The organism is Thalassobacter sp. (genome assembly GCF_982993085.1).
On sequence record NZ_CEZFMW010000071.1, the window covers coordinates 1 to 17,942 of the forward strand.

The following is a 17,942-nucleotide window of genomic DNA, read 5'->3' on the forward strand; positions in this document are numbered from 1 at the left end:
AACGCGTGCCCGAGATCGCGCGAAATCACTGCCCAGCTTCCGCGAAATACGCACTCTTGTCGATGTCCTCGAAGTGCCACTGGGCTACCTCGTCTTGCAGCGCTTCATTTGCTTGGAACTCGTCCTGTGTGAAAGCCTGCCCAGTAGCAGCCTGATAGTCTGACAGTCTGGCCTCACCGAATTGCAAAGAACCCACAAACCGTCTGCCATCCTTGATGGTGATCTCTGCTTGGCTGTTACCGCTGCTCTCGCTTTGTGTGAGCCGTGCAAGGAAGTCATCACCCTGTTGCAGTGTATCGGTGATGCTAGGAGCACTTGATGCAGCCACTGACGTGCCACTCAAGGGCTGTAACTCTTTTAGAAGATCATCGTAGTAAGCCAGCGCATCAAAGCGGCTGGCATTGCTTGTGGGTGACGGCTTTACCCGTGCCTCTGGAAGCGGTGCCACATTGTTAAGCAATTCAATCAGGAGCGCTTTGCGATGAGCAGGCATGGCGGGATACATGGATTGGACGAGAGCGGCATAACTCTCTGTTTGATCATTCAGTGTCAGGCCGAAGTTCGCAGACATTTGTACGAGCCGTGCTGTGCTTTGAAGCTGCCCAAGTTCTGCCTCTGAGAGGGCGTCTAGCTGCTGTTCGAGTGTCTGTGGGGCCTTCGGGGTTAGGCTTGTACGAATGGCTTCTAGGGCGCTGCTGCGGCGTTTGGCTTCGAGAGGAGGGCGCATGAGGCCCGTTACTTTGTCTTGTTGGGACATGGTTTTGCTTTCTTGATGTATATGATTGGGGCACTGCACAGCATGGCTGTGGTACCTTTTTGGGGTTGGGTCGCGTCGGGGGGATTTTGAGAGTGTTAACCTGTGTCTCTCATTCAGGCCTGCTTGGGCAGGATGTGCGGTGAACGTCAGTTCAATAGGACCTAACGTAAACCGGTAACCACTAAATGTAGAAATAAGATAATTGTAATTACTACATGTAGTATTATCGGATGTTTGCCCGTTCTATAGGTACATCATGGGTAACGGTGGCGTATTTGCTGTAATGGTGCAGCATGGGGCCTACTATCATGGTGCCTTTTGCATAGTTCAGGCCCTGCTCTTGCTGGAGCAAGCCCTTGGACACACAGTCATCCAGCCAAGCTACGATACGTGTTGTACCGCCTCGGCTGTGCAGGGTGCTATGCTTGCGAGTGTACAGATCGAACTTTCCCAATGTGTCGGCTGCAAGTGCCAGCGCCCCAGCGAACTCCATGTGGCGATGCTCGGTTAAGGCCGTTCTTGTGTGGGACAATACGTCTAGAGAACGCAGCAGCGCCACGACAACCTGTGTCTTGTTGGTGAAGTCCTGCTCATTGGCGTTCAGCTTGGCCTTAGCAAACTGAGTGAGTTCAATGATGTCCATCTCAAGTGGCCTCCTGCAAAGCTGTGTAGCTGTGAAAGAACTGCTCAGGGCCAAGTTTTCGGCACTTGAGGACCATGCGCCGTTGGATGTGCAGGGAGTGATACAGGGAAGGGTTTGAATGGCGTAATGAGATAAACGCCTCAAACGTATGAAGGGTGTCCAGCATGATGCTGCTCCGTAATGTGGGAATGTAGGTGGGGGTGCCGACAGGGGACTACGGAGTGTGCGTAGAAGTAGCTGTGCGATATGGAAGTTATACCACAGATACGGACATTTTACAAGCTTTTTGTATCCTTAATGGTATGTTTTAACACGTTTATTTAGGTTTTGACGATAATGTACAAACGCCCAGAGTTAAACTCTGGTAGCAGGCAGGCCCTTTCAGGGGGCCTGTCCCCTTCTTAGTGTTTATACATATTGAAGGGACACCGCCCTCAAAGGCGGTGCTTGCTCTTTGAGTTATGACGTGTCTGTTTAACAAATGATTGTATAATGACATAGTATTTTAACATTATATGTTATACATAGAGTAAGATGAAAACATCTATTAGGCTGTGTACTCATGAAACCTAATCTCTTGTACAGTGAGCATCCATTTATTGCCCTGCGATACTTTGAGTGGGTCGCTGTTCAGAGTTTGTACGCTGCGCCACAAAGCAAGAAGATGTACAACCTCTACGAAGGGATGCCGTTCACTGTATGGGCGGACAACCACACGGAGTTCACTAAAGCTGTAGAGCGCAACCCCAGAAAGAGAGACGCTTGGGTTGTCACCGACTTGCCAAAGATTGGCCTCGATAACGAGCTAAACACGCTTGAGAAGGTCTATGCTCATATAGAGGCCCAGCTAAAACCAAAGCTCAGAGGGAAAGCTCTCAAGGATGCCAAACGTGCGATGGGCCAGCGCGAGTACCAAAGAGATGCGCTTGGCGATGCCTTTGTAGATAACAGCAAACTCGTGAGTGCAGCAAAGACCGCTTGTAAGGCCATAGCAGCGGAAGGCGGCTCGCCAGAAGCCGTCCTAGCTTTGGTTGATCAGGAGGCTAGCAGACTTGAAGAGATGCACTGTGAGGACGCCCTAAGCGACGCTCAGAGGGCAACCCTGCGCGATACTATCATGCTGCCTATTGTAGAAGAGTTAATGGCGGTGGGTGTGGTGGAGCGAAAGCTGTTGGAGGGTAAAGAGAAGCACGCCTACTTTCTGTGGGGACATATCAAGGCAAAGTGCGTCGTTGGTGGTGAGATTAAACTACATCAGGCCGTGTACATAGAATGGTGTGGCGGTGACAGCATCAAGCACAGGGAGAGCCTTGATGTATTAGCAAAGCTAAAAGCAGTACGAGTGACATGGGGCAAGCAGGGTAAGGCTACAGGTGAGGCTACGTTGGTGAAGCGGTTACTTTAACGAGTGTTAACTTGGCGTTACCCGATTACGTTAGCCCGGTTATCTAAGAACGTCACTCTGGTTTTTCCCATAGTGGCCGTGTCAGGTTTTTCTGAACCTGAATCATCTCGTCTTTTGAACGGCCAATCAGTCCGTCAATATTGTACAACTGATCTGATATCTTTCTGCTCGCATTTACAGTCAGTTGTATTTGAGTTCGTAGTTCTCTCTGTTCATTTATGATTTCAGATAAAACCCGCTGGTTCTGTAAGACCATGTCTCTCGTCCGTGTTAGGTGGACAAGCAGGGTAAGGATGCCGACAATGAGCAAAAGTAATGCTGCCGATACGAGGGCGTCAAACATTCTAATACCTCTTCATTGGTTTATATCTTGTTATTGCTGTCGCCTTATCAGTTACAAAACTCATCAATGATCAGCTTAGGTACTTGATAGCTTTGGGATAGAGGTTCCGCTTGAGCTAAGCGTTTAGCAACTCGTTTTGTGTCTAGGCCAAAGATACATGACACCTTTGCTCTTTCGGCATCTGTTGCCCTAGCCATAAAAGCTATGAAGTCTCTATACGCAGCAAGGTAAGTATAGCATTCGCTGCCGAATGAACTGTCTTTTGCACACTCATCAACAATATTCCGCTGATTATAGTATTCCGCAGAAGCACTTGTTGCAGCGAGAAGTATCCATAACGTGACTATTCCTATGCGCATCTTTACCTCCATTGTTCAGTACAAAGAGAAAACGTAGCTAGTTCTCTTCTACTGCTTTCCCGTAAGCTCATATCTTTTCTTACGGGAGAAATGTTGACCTCAATCCCGACAACTTATGTTTTCAAGATGAGCCATTATTTCAGCCTTTGTTTCAGCGTCACGCACATCTTTGAAGGCTATGTATCTGTTTATTGCTGCCTGTCAGTGAGAGTAGGGTAAAAAGGTTCACCACAAGTAAGCCGATGATACTGATTTCGTAGTTTGACATCTTAGAATAGCTCCTCGTTCTTGTATGGCCCACGCTTCTTGCAGAAGCTGATGAAGTTGCTGTCAGGATTGCGAACTGTGATGCTCTTTGCAACTACCCAGTCCCGCCATTTCGCCTCAAGAACACGGATGTTCCATCCTGCTGCGTGGTGTCTCGCCTCTTCGTATGTGTCTGACTTGAGTGGCGGCAGTGAGTTCAAAGCTGTAGTCAGGCATATTGTTGTGGGTCTGGTTGTCTGAGATCACCTTCACCAGTATCCGCTTGAACTCTTTGTCTGTGGATAGAGAGCCAGCTTTCCCTTTTTGCTTCCCTAAACCGATTTCCCACTTTGGCTGTTTGCCACAATGTTTCCTCGCTATCTCGTAGAGGCGTCTTTCGAGGGGTTTGCGAAGCTGAAAGTAACTCTTGCTGAGGGTTAGGACGTGGTTGTTTTCCATTGCGTTAAACACCCAGTCAGACAGTGTGATTTCAATCTCCTGCAGGCGATATTCTGTTTGAAGTTTCTCTTCTTCTTTCTTCGTAGTCGTTTTCAGCCTTACAAATAAGGGCTATCCAGAGTTATCGGCTACGTTTCGCCTTGGTTAGGGCAGGCGACGTACAAAGAATGGTGTGGTGGCGACAGCAATGCCCACAAAAAGAATCTAAAAGTATTGCAAAAGCTAGAAGCGATCAGTGTGAAGTGGGGCAAGCAAGGGCGAGCCAAAGGTGAGGCGACTCTGGTGAAGCGGTTACTGTGAGTAAGCATCCCATCCAATGAGTTTGGGTACAAACTGGGTACAAAGTCGCATCAGCATGCAGATAAGTATCTGAAAAATAACAAAAATATGTTGAGTGGCGGAGACTGAGGGATTCGAACCCTCGGACCGCGTGAACGGTCGCCGGTTTTCAAGACCGGTGCATTCGACCACTCTGCCAAGTCTCCGCATCGTGGTGAGCACGGGTTACGGCAGCGCGTGCGATTCTGCCAGAGGTGCAATGCCCCATTCCCACACCAAGATTTTGTCACACTTGCGTGTGTCCATCTTGCCTTGTGGGCGCGACCGTTGCACACCGGACGCCCAACGTGCCTCTAACCTCAGGACGTCCCATGTTTGACGCCCAAATCCGTCCGCTTATTGATCCGCCGCTCAATCGTTTGGGGCAGGGGTTGGCACGAGCGGGGGTTGGTGCGGATATGGTCACACTGGTTGGACTGGCCTTGGGGCTTTTGTCTGCGTCTGTGATCGCGGTGGGTGCGCCGGGCTTGGCGCTGATCCCACTTCTGCTGAGCCGTGTTGCCGACGGCTTGGATGGCGCGGTCGCCCGTGCAACGCGCAAAACCGACTTTGGCGGCTATCTCGATATCACCAGTGATTTTCTGTTCTACGGGGCGGTACCTTTGGCGTTTGTTCTGGCCAACCCATCAGCCAATGGTGCGGCGGGGGCATTTTTGCTGACCAGTTTCTATATCAACGGAGCATCGTTTTTGGGGTACGCGATCCTTGCGGAAAAGCGCGGGATGCAGACCACGAAACGCGGCGCCAAGTCGCTCTACTTTACCGGCGGGCTGCTTGAGGGTTTTGAAACCATCGCATTCTTCGTCGCTCTGTGCCTATTCCCCTCATATTTCGCGCCACTCGCTTGGGTGTTCGGCGCGCTTTGCTTCATCACCGCCGGATCACGCGTACTGCTGGCGCGCGCGGTGTTCACCGACTGAAAGGATCTACATGAAACATCTTCTTGGCGTCACAGCCGCGCTAGCGTTGGCAAGCCCCGCGTTTGCCGATCCGGACCCTGCGAACTGGGAAGCCGTCATCGACGAAGCCCGTGGCCAGACCGTTTATTGGAACGCATGGGGCGGCTCCACCACAACGAATGACTTCATCGCGTGGATTGGCGACAAGGTACAGGCCGACTACGGCGTGACGCTGGAACACGTTAAATTGACCGATACCGCCGATGCTGTCAGCCGGGTGTTGGCCGAACAAGCGGCGAACCAAGACACAGATGGCGCGGTTGACATGATCTGGATCAACGGGGCCAATTTTGCGTCGATGAAGCAGGCGGGCTTACTGTTTGGCCCCTTCGCTGAGGATCTGCCAAACTGGTCGCTCGTCGATGTGGATGGCAAGACAGTCCAAACCGATTTTACCGTTCCGACGGAAGGCTATGAAAGCCCATGGGCCATGGCGCAGGTCGTGTTCATTCACGATACCCAGACGCTGCCAGAGCCCCCAAAATCCGCTGAAGCGCTGTTGGAGTGGGCTTCGGCCAACCCCGGCCGGTTTACGTTTCCGCAGCCGCCGGATTTCCTGGGAACGACGTTCCTAAAGCAGATGTTGATTGAGTTGGTCGACGATGCCACCGTTCTACAAGCCCCAGCGGGCGACGATTTTGATGTCGTGACCGCACCGATGTGGGCCTTTCTTGAGGATTTGACCCCGCATCTGTGGCGTCAGGGGCGTGCGTACCCACAAACTGGCCCGCGTCAGCTACAGTTGATCAACGATGGCGAAACCGACCTGGCGATCTCGTTCTCACCGGGCGAGGCCTCTGCTGCCATTGCGAATGACCAGTTGCCCGAGAGTGTGCGCACCTATGTGCTGGACGGCGGCACATTGGGCAACGCGTCCTTCGTCGCGATCCCCTACAACTCCGGGTCCAAGGCTGGGGCGATGGTTGTTGCCAACACGCTACTGTCCGCTGAGGCGCAGTTGCGCGCCCAAGATCCCAACATCCTTGGCTACGGGACAGTGCTGGACATGGACAAGCTGACAACCGCGCAGGCGGAAGCGTTCGAAGCGCTTGATCTGGGTGTTGCCACCTTGTCGCCGGCCGAATTGGGTCAGGTGCTGGCTGAACCGCATCCTTCGTGGATGAGCAAGATTGAGGCCGAATGGATCGATCGCTACGGCGTTGCCAACTAAAACGTGGCGGTTAGCAGATCAAATAATGCAAAGGGGCGGCCCAATGGGCGGCCCCTTTTCGCAAGCGGACACCGGCTTCGGGCGGTGCCATTTTTAACGGTTCTGGCGTTGTTGGTGCCTGTGGCCGCAGGCCTTTGGGGCACGCTGATGCCTGCATTCGGGCATTTGCCTGCGGCGGGACACGTCGGGGTGTCACTCGTCGCGTGGGAGGCATTGTTCGATTGGCCCGGGCTTGGACGCGCGGTCTGGTTGTCGGTTTCGGTTGGGGTCGTCAGCACGCTAGTGGCCCTTAGCCTTGTGATGCTGATCGTGGCGGGCTGGCACGGTACTCGCAGCTTCCAGGTGCTTGAGCGTTTGTTGTCGCCCCTGTTGTCTGTCCCTCATGCGGCGGCGGCCTTTGGGATCGCCTTTTTGATTGCCCCGTCCGGGTGGCTGTCGCGCCTTTTGTCACCTTGGGCCACAGGATGGGCGCGTCCGCCTGACTTGTTGATTGTGCAAGACCCTTGGGGCGCGACCCTGATGGCAGGAATGATCGCCAAGGAGATGCCGTTTCTGCTGTTGATGACCTTGGCGGCCCTGAGCCAAGTGCGCCACGTGGATTACGCGAGGGTGACGCGCGCTTTAGGATATGGCCGGGTCAAAGGCTGGCTGATCGCGGTGTTCCCGGCTGTCTATGCGCAAATTCGTTTACCGGTCTATGTCGTGCTGGCGTACGGGATGAGCGTTGTTGATGTCGCCGTGATCCTTGGCCCAAACACGCCGCCGACGCTTTCGGTGCAAATCGTACGCTGGATGAGCGATCCGGATCTGATGCTGCGGATGCAGGCAGCGGCGGGGGCGTTGTTGCAACTGGCTCTTGTGGGCGCGGCGCTTGCTGCGTGGCGTGGGGCTGAATGGGCAGTCGCGAGATGGGGTCGGGCGTGGGCCACCGCCGGTGGTCGTATGCGCCGCGATTGGCCACTGCGCGCGGTGGGTCAACTGGCTGCGGTGACCTGTAGTGCGGCGGTTTTGGCTGGGCTTGGGGGCTTAGCAGTGTGGTCGGTTGCGGGGCGCTGGCGTTTTCCAGAGGCATGGCCTCAGACACTCAAGCTTTCGAGCTGGATGCGCCACGGGCCAGAGGCGCTGGAAGTCGCGGGTGTGACACTGTTCATCGCGGCGGTGGCTGTCCTGATCGCGCTCATTTTGGTTATCGGCTGCCTAGAGGCAGAGCACAGAGAGGGTCGCCCTATGAACCCAGCCGCCCTTTGGGTCCTCTACTTGCCGTTAATCGTGCCACAGGTGGCCTTTTTGCCCGGACTACAGGGATTGTTGCTTTGGTTAGGCTGGGACAGGGGGCTTTGGCCGGTGATCGCGGCGCATTTGGTGTTTGTGCTGCCGTATGTTTTCCTCGCGTTCGCGGACCCTTTCCGCGCATGGGATACCCGTCAGGCCACGGTTGCAGCCAGCCTTGGGGCCTCGGCCAACGGGGTTTTGTGGCGGGTCCGCATGCCAATGCTTTTGGCGCCACTTTTGACCGCTGCTGCCGTCGGGATCGCGGTCAGTGTGGGGCAATACCTGCCCACACTTTTGATCGGCGGTGGCCGTGTCTCGACCCTTGCGACCGAAGCTGTCGCTTTGGCCGCTGGCGGGGATCGGCGTGCCATCGGTGTCTGGGGCTTGGCGCAAACGGGGGCGGCTTTGTTGCCCTTTGCGCTTGCCTTGGCCTTGCCCGCGATGATCTATGCGCGGCGCAGGGGCATGCGAGGGGACTGAAATGGGGCTCAAACTAACAGATGTGACGATCACAGCACCGGGTGCGGATGCGCCTATGTTGGCGTTGTCGGCGCATGTCGCCCCGGGTGCTGTCCTGTCGATCATGGGGCCCTCCGGCGTGGGGAAATCAACGCTTCTTGCGTGGTTGACCGGCACGTTGCCCGGCGGATTTCGGGCCACTGGCAGCGCCGTTCTGTTGGGCCGCGATATCACTGACCTCGCGCCAGAAGCCCGACGTTTGGGCATTCTTTTTCAAGACCACCTGTTGTTTCCACATTTATCTGTAGGGGCGAATTTGGCCTTTGGGCTGGCCCCAAAGGTGTCCGAGCGCCGCGATGTTGTGGACCAAGCGCTCGCGGATATTGGTCTTGCGGGATACGCGCAGCGTGACCCTGCCACCCTGTCGGGCGGACAACGTGCCCGCGTGGCGCTTATGCGGATGCTGCTGTCGGAGCCTGAGGCGCTACTGCTGGATGAGCCGTTCTCACGCCTTGATGCAACTCTGCGCGATCAAATGCGGGAGCTTGTGTTTTCCCGTGCGAGGGCCAAGCAGTTGCCCGTGATTATGGTGACACATGACGCACAGGATGCTGAGGCCGCAGGGGGCGAGGTTCTGCACCTTAGAGCCGCCCAAGCAGTTCGGTGATCAGAGGGTTGGGAAACCGTCGTTCCAGCGTAACCGCATAGAAGTCCTCGCGTAGCGTCAAATCACCCGCGACCTGCAACCGTCCATCGCGAATTTCCTGTTCCACCACGATGGGCGGGATCACCGCTAGGCCAACGTCTTGGCGCACCAACAATCGGATCATTGCCATATCATCGGCCTCCGCCGCGATCAGGGGCCGGATGTTCCACTGCTCCATGAGGGCGTCAAAACCAGGCCGGATGGAGCTTTCGAATGTGGGTAAGATCACGGGATGCTGCGCAAGCAAATCACGAATATCCGCATGTGTTTTTACACGGGCATGGCTGCCCACAAGGACGACGTTTTGGCTGTCTAACTTATGGGCCAAATACTTGGTTGCCGCGTCGCGTGACGGGGGCGTTGTGGTCAGCACAACATCAAGGTTCAACGCCTCTAGGGCGGGGTATAGCTCTGCCGCGCCCCCGGATCGCAAGATAATCTCAACGTTTGGGCGCCCCAACAAAGGCCGCAAAAACTGCATCTGAAAGTTGCGCGACAACGTCGACAAAGCACCCACGCGCAACACCTGCTGGGATGCACCCGCGCCCTTGAGTGTGCTCAATAGCTCTTCCCCGGCTCCAAAAATCGTGTCGGCATGTTCCAGCGAAATGCGTCCCGCTTCGGTCAAGACCAGCTGCCTTCCGCGCCGTTCAAACAGCTTGTGACCTAAACGCGCTTCTAGGGATTTGATCTGTGTCGAAAGTGCGGATTGCGACAGGTTCAATCGCTCCGCAGTGCGGGTGAGGTTGCCGTCATGCGCGACGGCCCAAAAGTATCGCAAGTGGTGGTAATTCAGTTCAGCCATGGTTCTGTTAAACAGAATGATATCCGGCAAACAATGTATTTAATAAATGAAAAGGCAGACGCTACATCCTCTTCAAGCACAAAAGAGGAGAGCGTCCATGTCCAGTGTCATCCTATTCGGCCTCGCGCCACTGATCTTGCTTGCAGCGGGTGGTTGGATGTTCGCGCGTCCACCGGCACGCGGGGGGCAAAGTCTTCGCGTGGTTGAAAGCGCCGCGCTGGCCGCACTCACGGTGTGTGTCGTTGGGGCTGCGACTGTCATAGGGCAGGGCCCGCAGACATCGGCGTTGCTTGGTTTGAATGGATTGGGCTTTTCGATCCGGTTGGATGCGGTATCCCTGACGATGGCCCTGTTGGTCAGCTTTATTGGCTGGGTCGTATCGCGCTACGCCCGCACCTACATGGACGGAGAGACAGCACAGGCTGCCTTCATGGGCTGGCTCGGTGTGGCCCTTGGGTCGGTACTGTTGCTCGTGACGGCAGGCAATGTCGTGCAGTTGGTGGTGGGCTGGATTGGGGCAGGGATCGCGGTACAGCGGTTGCTTTTGACCTATGCGACACGGACTGGCGCGCAATTGGCGGGCCGCAAGAAAGCCATGGTGAACACCGGCTCAAACGGGGCTTTGGTTCTGGCGGCGATCATGCTGTACGCAGCGGCTGGCACCGGCGATATCGCAACGCTTTTGGCTGAGGCTGAGGCGACATGGATGTGGACCTTTGCCGCGATCCTTTTGGCGGTTTCGGCAATGCTGGCCTCGGCACAGGTCCCATTCCACGGCTGGCTGACCGAAGTGATGGAGGCGCCAACACCGGTGTCCGCGCTGCTGCACGCAGGTGTCGTAAATGCGGGCGGCTTCTTGTTGATCCGCTTTGCCGACCTGATCCTGCTGAACCCGGTTCTGCTGTCGGCACTGGTTTTCTTGGGCGGGGCGTCTGCTCTGATCGGCTCGATCGTGATGTTGACCCAACCCGCGATTAAAACGGCGCTGGCGTGGTCTACGATTGCACAGATGGGCTTTATGATCCTGCAATGTGGGCTTGGCCTCTTTGCCCTCGCGCTTTTGCACATCGTCGCGCACTCTCTTTACAAGGCTCACGCCTTTCTATCCTCGGGCGGTGCGGTTGGAGCGGTTGCGGCCATCCCGCGGCCCGGTCCGGTGGCCGTGCCCAATGGACGTGCGGTGCTACGGGCCTTTGGAATTGCGGTGGTGATTTTCGCGGCTATCGCGACGCTCTTTGGGTTGGCGGGCAAATCGCCCCAGGCCCTTGCGATGGGTGCGGTCCTTGTATTCGGCGTGGCCTACATGCTGGCCCAAGGCTTGGCCGATAGTGCGCCCAAGGCCCTGACACAGCGGATGGCAGTCGCTTCGCTGGCCACGACGATCGGCTACTTTTCACTGCAAACTTTGGCTGTGTGGATCACCGCGGGAACACTTCCTCCCGCGCCGATCCCCGGGGCGTTGGGTTGGTTCCTGATCGGGATCACGGTGATCTCCTTCGGGTTGCTTGCAATGGCGCAGGCGTGTTTCCCGCTGTGGGTCCATCACCCCGCCGCACAGGGCTTGCGGGTCCATATTTCTAACGGTTTCTACCTCAACGCTGTGCTTGATCGCATGATCGGCAGCTGGTCCAAATCTGACGCGAAAGGTGCCTAAGACATGCTGGTTCAAAACACACAATTCGATGGTCCAACACTGGAATTGTTTGCAAAAGCGGACATCGCATCGCGCGCCATTCCGCCCATGTGGGCGCTGGCGGAAACTGTCGCGGTCAACCCGTTTCTGGGCCAGACCGGTGAGCCACTGATGCTGACCGCGGCGCGGTTGGAAAAGGTTGCGGGCATCCGCGTCACGCAACTGCGGACTGATCTGGTGTCCAAGATCGACAAAGGTGAAATCACGTTGGCAGATTTGGATGCTGCTATCGCGACAAACCCCGAAGGGCTGCCTGCAACGGCTGCTGAGCTTTACGAGGCGGCATCCTCAAACACGTCACCGGCACCTGTTGCTTTGCCAACCATCGCAGCCCTTGCCGCAGATGTGTCGGGCATCGATTGGCCGCGCCTGATCGAAGAGCGGATTGGTCACTGGGCCGCGAGCCACTTTGATGCCGGACAGGCCCTATGGCCCGCACCAGCTATGGCCGCTTTCCCCGCTTGGCACGGCTTTGCTAAGCGCGATATCACGCCGGAAATTCAAGGCCTCAAGGGGTTTTCTGAATACGTCTCCAAGCTGCCGCCGTCAGGTGCGCTTGCACTAGCGTATTCGGCTGAGACACTCGGTGTGATGCCGCAAGAGGCTGAACTGTACTTCCACCGCCTGCTTTCGACCCTTGGTGGCTGGGCGCAACTCGCGCGGCGTGACGCTTGGGCGGCTGAGCAATCGGGCACGCGGGATGAGGCCGTGACCGACCTGTTGTGCATTCGGATCGTGTGGGAGGCTGCGTTGTTTGAGATGTACCGCGCCGAAATCGGTGCGGTCTGGTTGGATACTTTGGCCGAGTACGCCAAGCCACTGACGCCCACAGCGGATCATCGGATCGACTGCGCCTTGCAACTAGCCGCGGAACTGGCAGCGCAACGCAAGTTGGTCGCGCAAATGGCGGGCCGCACCCCGGTTGCGGGGCCAGAGCGGGCGGCCGTTCAAGCTGCGTTCTGCATTGACGTCCGGTCGGAGGTGTTCCGGCGCGCGCTTGAAAACCAAAGCGATGATGTAGAAACAGTTGGGTTCGCGGGCTTCTTTGGGCTGACAATTACCCACCAACCGGTGGCATCGGATGTAACGCAAGCGCTCGCACCGGTTCTGTTGTCGCCCGCGCTTAGGGCCAAAAGCGGCCATTCCGCTGAGCAAGATACCGATTTACGGCTTGCGGCTCGGGCTAAGCGGGCATGGGGCCGGTTCCGGCAGGCGGCGGTCGGCTCGTTTGCGTTTGTGGAGGCGGCGGGTCCGCTATACTTGCCGAAACTCATCAAAGACACCTTTGGCGCACCGGCCAAGGTGGCGGGTGGCCCAGTGCCGGTCCTGACGACGGATTTGTCCCTTGAGGACAAGGTGACAGCGGCCAAAACGGTCCTTGGTGCCATGTCCTTGCGCGCACCCTTCGCGCGGGTCGTCATGATCACGGGCCACGGGGCCGAAGTAGTGAACACACCCTTTGAGAGCGCGATGCATTGCGGTGCCTGCGGTGGCAACACCGGTGAGGTGAACGTCCGTATCCTGGCGCAGCTGCTGAATGACCCAGAGGTGCGCGCCCAGATCGATGTGCCGTCCGATACGCTCTTTGTTGGTGCGCTGCATCATACGACCTCTGACCGGGTGGATATGTTCGACGCGGATATCGATGTTGGTGCGCATGGTGACGATATTGCGCGTCTCAAACTGTGGCTCAGGGCCGCTGGGGCCGAAGCGCGGGCCGAGCGGGCAGGCAGCCTTCCGGGGGCCAAAACGCAGGCTGATCTGGTGGCGCGCGGCTTGGATTGGGCACAGGTACGGCCCGAATGGGGACTTGCCGGGTGTTCCAAGTTCATCGCGGCCCCTCGGGAGTTGACGCGCGGTCTGGATCTGGGTGGGCAGGCGTTCTTGCATACATACAACCATCATGCGGATGCCGAAAAAGGCGTGCTAGAGCTGATCCTGACGGCCCCAGTCGTCGTGGCAAGTTGGATTTCGTTGCAATACTACGGCTCGGCTGTGGCGCCTGAGGCGTTTGGCGGCGGCAACAAGCTGGTTCACAATATCACTGGCGGTGTTGGCGTGGTGGAGGGAAATGGCGGGAACTTGCGCGCCGGGCTGCCGCTCCAATCAGTGCATGATGGTGATAAACTCAGGCATGATCCGCTTCGGCTGTCGGTGGTTATTGCGGCCCCGATTGAAGACATGAATGCGGTTCTGGTGAAACATCCCGGCGTGGCGGACTTGTTCGATAATCAATGGCTACATCTCTTGGCGATGGACGACGAGGGTCAAATTACGGCGCGCTACGATGGCCATGGAAAGTGGAGCAGCATTGGGGTTGAGGCGGCTCTGATCGCGGCTGAATAAGCGGCCACCACAGATCGGCGTGAAGAGGCGGCTTTGGGCGGCCTCTTCACCGTTTGGGACGCGTCTATAGGTGCGATTTGCGTACTTTAATCGGTGTGAAAACTGGATGATTTGGGCATTTTGGGCGTCGCTTATTGTGCTGTGAGCGGAAAAATTATCTAAAGATAGAAATCTGATGTGGTGGCTAACGTATGATGTTGACCGCGTGGCTCAGCGTGAGAAATTCAGCAATCGCGCGGCGCTTTGAGGGTGGGGATAGTGCTTTTGCCAACCGTGAAAATCACCGTTCTCTAATCCATCTTATTGAATGTCTTGTTGTCTGAGGTCGTATCGCTGGCCTTGCTTTTTCCACTTAAGTCATTGAATATATTTTTTAATAATTCATTACCCTGCCTGATCTGTGCTGGATGCAAAAGAACTTTCGGCTCCCCGAGGGTTTTGATCAACTCTCAAGTTCTGGCTTGATTGATTCAAATTTTGGAAACCGCTTAGTGATTTGTTAACCTACATTTACAGCGAATCGATTTGTTTAGATTTCGCGAGCTTAGTAATTGGAAGGTGGTCTTATGAATTTTAATATATCTTTAGTGCGCGGAGGGGTGCTCGCTCTTGCGCTGACAACATTGGGGGCGGCTGCTCATGCAGCAGGTTCTGTAGGTTGGCTTAATCCGGCCAATGGGTCGTCGTTTCCTGTTGGGACGATGGCGATGCCTGATGGGCAGGCCAACGCGTCTGGTGTGATTGGGGGCGGGCTTGATCTTGTACTTGCGCTCGATGGGTCAGGCTCCATGGGATCGAGTGTTACCTTGCCTGATGGCAGCAGCGTTCGTCGCGATATTCTTCAGCAAAACGCAGCGAACGCGCTAGTGAATAGCTTGCCCGCCGGTTCAAATGTTGGGGTGGTTGAATTTACGAGTTCTGGCTTTGTGCGTCAGGCGCTGACACCTATCCCATCGGCGGGAGTGACCAATGCGATCAACTCAGTTGTCGCAGGTGGTGGTACTGATATTCGCGACGGCATCGTTGCTTCCGATAATGAACTTGATGCGAATGGCAGAGCAGGAACCAGCAAACAAATTCTACTGATTTCTGATGGCGGCAGTACACAATCAGTCGCGGTTGCGGCGGCGGCTGCGGCATTAGCAGACGGCTACACAGTGAATACAGTTGGGTTCCCCGGGGCGTCAAACACGGTTCTTCAAGCGGTGGCAACAGCGGGCGGCGGGACGTTTGTTAACTTCTCAAACAACCCGCAGGACATCGTGAACATCTTTAGTGGTGGTGCTGGCGGCGTCCTCGTGGGGGTTGATGGCGTTGAGATCACCGATCCCGACGGCAACACCTTTGCCGGTACAGTTGATGCGCTGGGGAACTTTAAGGTGCCAGCCTATAACCTTAAGCTTGGCGCCAATACGTGGACGGCTGTTGCAACCTTCTCGGATCAAACCACTGCAAGCCAGTCGTTGACCCTGTTCGGCACCAGTGCTGGTGGTGGCGGTGGTGGCAACCCAACCGCGCCAATTCCGCTACCGGCGTCTGGTCTGCTTTTGGGTCTTGCACTGGCAGGCTTTGGCGTTGCGCGTCGTCGTCGCGGCTAAGTTAAGTGGCTACCGTGCTATTGAACCGTCCGCGTGGCTATCACGCGGGCGGTTTTTGATGTTACGCTTTGATTATTTTGCAGAGTTAGGAATTTTCATGCCGCGTCGTGCCGCTCTTCGTTTCGCAATTTCGACTTTTCTGCTGTCTACCGTTTGGCAGCCTGTAGCAGCCGGGATCGTTGATCCTCTGATGTGGAAAAACACCCCGTCTCTTGATGGCGCGGTACAAGCGCCGGCGTTTCAAGCCCGTTTGAATAGTGATATTTTAGCAGAGCGTTTGCGCAGCCGCGCCGATCTGGGCGGCATTGAAGCCCGCGCAGAAGAGTTACTTCAACTTAATCCGGCAGACGGCATGGCGCGCGTTTTACTGGCCATCCTAAAGACGGTGCAGTCTGACATAGAAGCCGCGCGCGGGTTGTTAGAACCTGCAGCCGTAGGTGACGCGCGTCTGCCAGAAGTGGAGTTGTCGATCGCACGCGCATTGATTGCCCGCGAAGAAGGTACGCTAGAGCGCGCGCTGATGGCCGCTCGCCGGGCTGTTGCCTTGGATGGATCGCACCCTTACGCCCACAACGTGTTGGCGACGGTTGTGTATCGTCGCGATGGTCCTGCGGCGGCTTTGACGCATATGGAGCGCGCTGCGCAACTGGCGCCCGATGGTGCCACGTATTGGGCCAACTTTGGTGCGACGTTGGCAGAGGTGGGATTCCTTGATCGTGCGCAAAGTGCGCTGAGCCGCGCAGTTGAGATCAATCCCGTTGCTTGTGATGTGCTGATTGGTTTGGGGCGGTTGGACATGTTGCGGGCGCAGCCCCTTGATGCGGCACAAAGCTTTTCAAGGTGTTTGACGGCGCAACCGGAAAACCCAAACGCCGCGCGAGGTCTCGCCGTGTCTTTGATTGAGGCACGAGACTTTGAAAATTCGCGCGCGATATTAGATCGTTACGCGGCCCTAATTCCAGATGCGTCAATGCTTCGGGTCGAAGCAGCGCTCAGAGCCGGCAATGGTGCTTCCGCTCAGGCCGCTCTCTCCGAGATGGAGCCGAGTGATTTGCGGCATCTTGCCGTTGGGCGCCTGGCGTTAATGCGGTCTGATGCTGAGGCGGCATTATCGGCCTTTGAACAGGTTGCAGAAACGCCTGCCGGGCGCTTGGGTGTCGTTGCGGCACAGCTGACTTTGGGGGGGGATGCTCCGGTTGGTTTGGCGGAGGAGGGCGCAGAACACGCTCTGCTTGCAGCCTATGGATACCTCGTCAACAGTGACCCTGTACAAGCATTAGCGGCGCTTACCGAGGCTGCCTACGCAGTGCCCGGTTTTGCAACCGATGGGCTAAGCGTGGCTGATCTAGCCAACATCACCCCTGAAACTGCGCGCGCCATGGCGGGCCCTTTATATCTACGGTTATCGCATACAGGCGGGGCTGCCGCGCAATTGCGTCAGATTGCTGAGGCTAATCCAGATGACGTTCTAGCCGCATTTTTCGCGGCAGAAGCGGCGGCGCGTGTTGGCGCGCCATCCATTGATTTGCTTAACAGCGCGGCACGTATCGATCCCGAGTTTGTGGTGGTTCAGATCATGCGCGGCAATCATTTCTTCGCCGCACGCGATGCGCGGGGCGCGTTTGAGGCCTACGGCGCCGCGGCCCAGATCCGCAAAGATCCAGACGTTTTGGTAAAGCTTGGCTTGCTGGGCGAAACACTGGGTGAGGATGCAGCCGCTGAGGCTGCGTATCGCGCATTTTTGTCGATCCAGCCAGACAGCTATATCGCGCTGAACCAGTTGGCTTGGTTCTTGGCGGTCCGAGCCGACGATTTGTCTGAGGCGACGGAATTGGCGCAAAAGGCGCTGGCCTTTCAGCCTGGCAATGCGGCAATCCTCGACACATTGGGTTGGATCGCCCTGCGGAAGGGGAACGTCGATCTGGCGCTAGAGCGGTTGGAGGCTGCGACCATCGCAGCAGACGGCGGGGCGCCAGAGATTGAGCTGAACTTGGTCGAAGCCTTGATCGCGGCGGGCCAAATTGATCGCGCCCGCACCACACTTGCGCCCCTTGTTACGCGGGTCAAGAACACACCGCTGCAACCACGAGCGGATGCACTTGGATCGCGCATAACACCGTAGTGCGTGATCGTTATATTACTGTGCGATTATGAATATGGCTCCGGCGGTAGGTGCCGCAGTGAGGTCTAAATAATTCAACAAAAGCAAAGGCCCAAACCTCTGCGGTTCAGCCCCCGGAGCTTCGATGTCCACATCGAACCGCTACAATCAAGTGGATAATGAATTGCTATCATCCAAGACATCAAAGTCCCAACTATAGTGGCTGTTGTTCAAGCCTTCGGATTTATCTGACCATGACATCGACCTGCGTTGCGCTCGTT

Annotated in this window: 15 protein-coding genes and 1 tRNA gene; 9 read left to right on the forward strand and 7 right to left on the reverse strand. The window is 56.3% G+C overall.

The features are described from left to right. Positions 1–25: 25 nt before the first annotated feature. The 3 genes from AC4GMC_RS11675 to AC4GMC_RS11685 all read right to left on the reverse strand — a co-directional run bounded on the left by AC4GMC_RS11675 (position 26) and on the right by AC4GMC_RS11685 (position 1,566). A complete protein-coding gene (locus AC4GMC_RS11675; RefSeq protein WP_487879194.1) occupies positions 26–757 on the reverse strand; it encodes a hypothetical protein in 732 nt (243 codons plus the stop codon). A gap of 223 nt (positions 758–980) precedes the next feature. Further along, a complete protein-coding gene (locus tag AC4GMC_RS11680) occupies positions 981–1,400 on the reverse strand; it encodes a hypothetical protein (protein ID WP_487879193.1) in 420 nt (139 codons plus the stop codon). Between the two features lies 1 nt (position 1,401). After that, positions 1,402–1,566, reverse strand: coding sequence for a hypothetical protein (locus AC4GMC_RS11685; RefSeq protein ID WP_487879192.1), 165 nt, complete (start codon positions 1,564–1,566; stop codon positions 1,402–1,404). Between the two features lie 396 nt (positions 1,567–1,962). Between AC4GMC_RS11685 and AC4GMC_RS11690 the strand changes: the two genes are divergently transcribed. Continuing rightward, positions 1,963–2,805, forward strand: a complete 843-nt coding sequence (locus AC4GMC_RS11690; protein WP_487879191.1) for a hypothetical protein — start codon at positions 1,963–1,965, stop codon at positions 2,803–2,805. Between the two features lie 52 nt (positions 2,806–2,857). On the opposite strand, the gene AC4GMC_RS11695 is transcribed toward AC4GMC_RS11690, so the two are convergent. The 3 genes from AC4GMC_RS11695 to AC4GMC_RS11705 form a co-directional block, all read right to left on the reverse strand. Beyond that, on the reverse strand, positions 2,858–3,148 hold the full coding sequence (locus tag AC4GMC_RS11695; protein ID WP_487879190.1) for a hypothetical protein: 291 nt from the start codon (positions 3,146–3,148) through the stop codon (positions 2,858–2,860). A 743-nt stretch (positions 3,149–3,891) separates the two neighbouring features. Further along, entirely contained in the window at positions 3,892–4,212 is a 321-nt protein-coding gene (locus tag AC4GMC_RS11700) for a replication initiator protein A (RefSeq protein ID WP_487879189.1), read from the reverse strand. 395 nt (positions 4,213–4,607) lie between these two features. Then, positions 4,608–4,697: transfer RNA gene (locus tag AC4GMC_RS11705), tRNA-Ser, on the reverse strand. A 165-nt stretch (positions 4,698–4,862) separates the two neighbouring features. Here AC4GMC_RS11705 and AC4GMC_RS11710 point away from each other — a divergent pair. From AC4GMC_RS11710 to AC4GMC_RS11725, 4 genes are all read left to right on the forward strand, one after another. Continuing rightward, positions 4,863–5,471 (forward strand): CDP-alcohol phosphatidyltransferase family protein, encoded by a 609-nt coding sequence (locus tag AC4GMC_RS11710; protein WP_487876974.1) that lies wholly within the window; start codon positions 4,863–4,865, stop codon positions 5,469–5,471. 10 nt (positions 5,472–5,481) lie between these two features. Continuing rightward, the gene (locus tag AC4GMC_RS11715) at positions 5,482–6,681 is read left to right on the forward strand and encodes an ABC transporter substrate-binding protein (protein ID WP_487876973.1); all 1,200 of its coding nucleotides are present in this window, start codon (positions 5,482–5,484) and stop codon (positions 6,679–6,681) included. Positions 6,682–6,765: 84 nt separating this feature from the next. After that, positions 6,766–8,433 carry an ABC transporter permease gene (locus AC4GMC_RS11720; RefSeq protein WP_487876972.1) on the forward strand — a complete coding sequence of 556 codons (1,668 nt, stop codon included), beginning with the start codon at positions 6,766–6,768 and terminating at the stop codon, positions 8,431–8,433. A 1-nt stretch (position 8,434) separates the two neighbouring features. Then, the gene (locus AC4GMC_RS11725; RefSeq protein WP_487876971.1) at positions 8,435–9,079 is read left to right on the forward strand and encodes an ATP-binding cassette domain-containing protein; all 645 of its coding nucleotides are present in this window, start codon (positions 8,435–8,437) and stop codon (positions 9,077–9,079) included. On the opposite strand, the gene AC4GMC_RS11730 is transcribed toward AC4GMC_RS11725, so the two are convergent. Continuing rightward, positions 9,054–9,923, reverse strand: a complete 870-nt coding sequence (locus AC4GMC_RS11730; RefSeq protein ID WP_487876970.1) for a LysR family transcriptional regulator — start codon at positions 9,921–9,923, stop codon at positions 9,054–9,056. The two genes, AC4GMC_RS11725 and AC4GMC_RS11730, sit on opposite strands and share 26 nt — an antisense overlap. Positions 9,924–10,020: 97 nt before the next feature. On the opposite strand from AC4GMC_RS11730, the gene AC4GMC_RS11735 reads away from it, so the two are divergent. The 4 genes from AC4GMC_RS11735 to AC4GMC_RS11750 all read left to right on the forward strand — a co-directional run bounded on the left by AC4GMC_RS11735 (position 10,021) and on the right by AC4GMC_RS11750 (position 17,682). Further along, positions 10,021–11,577 (forward strand): proton-conducting transporter transmembrane domain-containing protein, encoded by a 1,557-nt coding sequence (locus AC4GMC_RS11735; protein WP_487876969.1) that lies wholly within the window; start codon positions 10,021–10,023, stop codon positions 11,575–11,577. A gap of 3 nt (positions 11,578–11,580) precedes the next feature. After that, a complete protein-coding gene (locus AC4GMC_RS11740; protein WP_487876968.1) occupies positions 11,581–13,962 on the forward strand; it encodes a YbcC family protein in 2,382 nt (793 codons plus the stop codon). A gap of 566 nt (positions 13,963–14,528) precedes the next feature. Continuing rightward, the gene (locus tag AC4GMC_RS11745) at positions 14,529–15,560 is read left to right on the forward strand and encodes a vWA domain-containing protein (RefSeq protein ID WP_487876967.1); all 1,032 of its coding nucleotides are present in this window, start codon (positions 14,529–14,531) and stop codon (positions 15,558–15,560) included. 58 nt (positions 15,561–15,618) lie between these two features. Then, on the forward strand, positions 15,619–17,682 hold the full coding sequence (locus AC4GMC_RS11750) for a tetratricopeptide repeat protein (RefSeq protein WP_487876966.1): 2,064 nt from the start codon (positions 15,619–15,621) through the stop codon (positions 17,680–17,682). The last annotated feature ends 260 nt before the right edge of the window (positions 17,683–17,942 follow it).

What these genes read in the sequence shown, in the direction of transcription:
- AC4GMC_RS11675 (WP_487879194.1), bottom strand. Translation starts at nt 757, where the DNA reads ATGTCCCAACAAGACAAAGTAACGGGCCTCATGCGCCCTCCTCTCGAA.
- AC4GMC_RS11680 (WP_487879193.1), bottom strand. Translation starts at nt 1,400, where the DNA reads ATGGACATCATTGAACTCACTCAGTTTGCTAAGGCCAAGCTGAACGCC.
- AC4GMC_RS11685 (WP_487879192.1), bottom strand. Translation starts at nt 1,566, where the DNA reads ATGCTGGACACCCTTCATACGTTTGAGGCGTTTATCTCATTACGCCAT.
- AC4GMC_RS11690 (WP_487879191.1), top strand. Translation starts at nt 1,963, where the DNA reads ATGAAACCTAATCTCTTGTACAGTGAGCATCCATTTATTGCCCTGCGA.
- AC4GMC_RS11695 (WP_487879190.1), bottom strand. Translation starts at nt 3,148, where the DNA reads ATGTTTGACGCCCTCGTATCGGCAGCATTACTTTTGCTCATTGTCGGC.
- AC4GMC_RS11700 (WP_487879189.1), bottom strand. Translation starts at nt 4,212, where the DNA reads ATGGAAAACAACCACGTCCTAACCCTCAGCAAGAGTTACTTTCAGCTT.
- AC4GMC_RS11710 (WP_487876974.1), top strand. Translation starts at nt 4,863, where the DNA reads ATGTTTGACGCCCAAATCCGTCCGCTTATTGATCCGCCGCTCAATCGT.
- AC4GMC_RS11715 (WP_487876973.1), top strand. Translation starts at nt 5,482, where the DNA reads ATGAAACATCTTCTTGGCGTCACAGCCGCGCTAGCGTTGGCAAGCCCC.
- AC4GMC_RS11725 (WP_487876971.1), top strand. Translation starts at nt 8,435, where the DNA reads ATGGGGCTCAAACTAACAGATGTGACGATCACAGCACCGGGTGCGGAT.
- AC4GMC_RS11730 (WP_487876970.1), bottom strand. Translation starts at nt 9,923, where the DNA reads ATGGCTGAACTGAATTACCACCACTTGCGATACTTTTGGGCCGTCGCG.
- AC4GMC_RS11735 (WP_487876969.1), top strand. Translation starts at nt 10,021, where the DNA reads ATGTCCAGTGTCATCCTATTCGGCCTCGCGCCACTGATCTTGCTTGCA.
- AC4GMC_RS11740 (WP_487876968.1), top strand. Translation starts at nt 11,581, where the DNA reads ATGCTGGTTCAAAACACACAATTCGATGGTCCAACACTGGAATTGTTT.
- AC4GMC_RS11745 (WP_487876967.1), top strand. Translation starts at nt 14,529, where the DNA reads ATGAATTTTAATATATCTTTAGTGCGCGGAGGGGTGCTCGCTCTTGCG.
- AC4GMC_RS11750 (WP_487876966.1), top strand. Translation starts at nt 15,619, where the DNA reads ATGTTACGCTTTGATTATTTTGCAGAGTTAGGAATTTTCATGCCGCGT.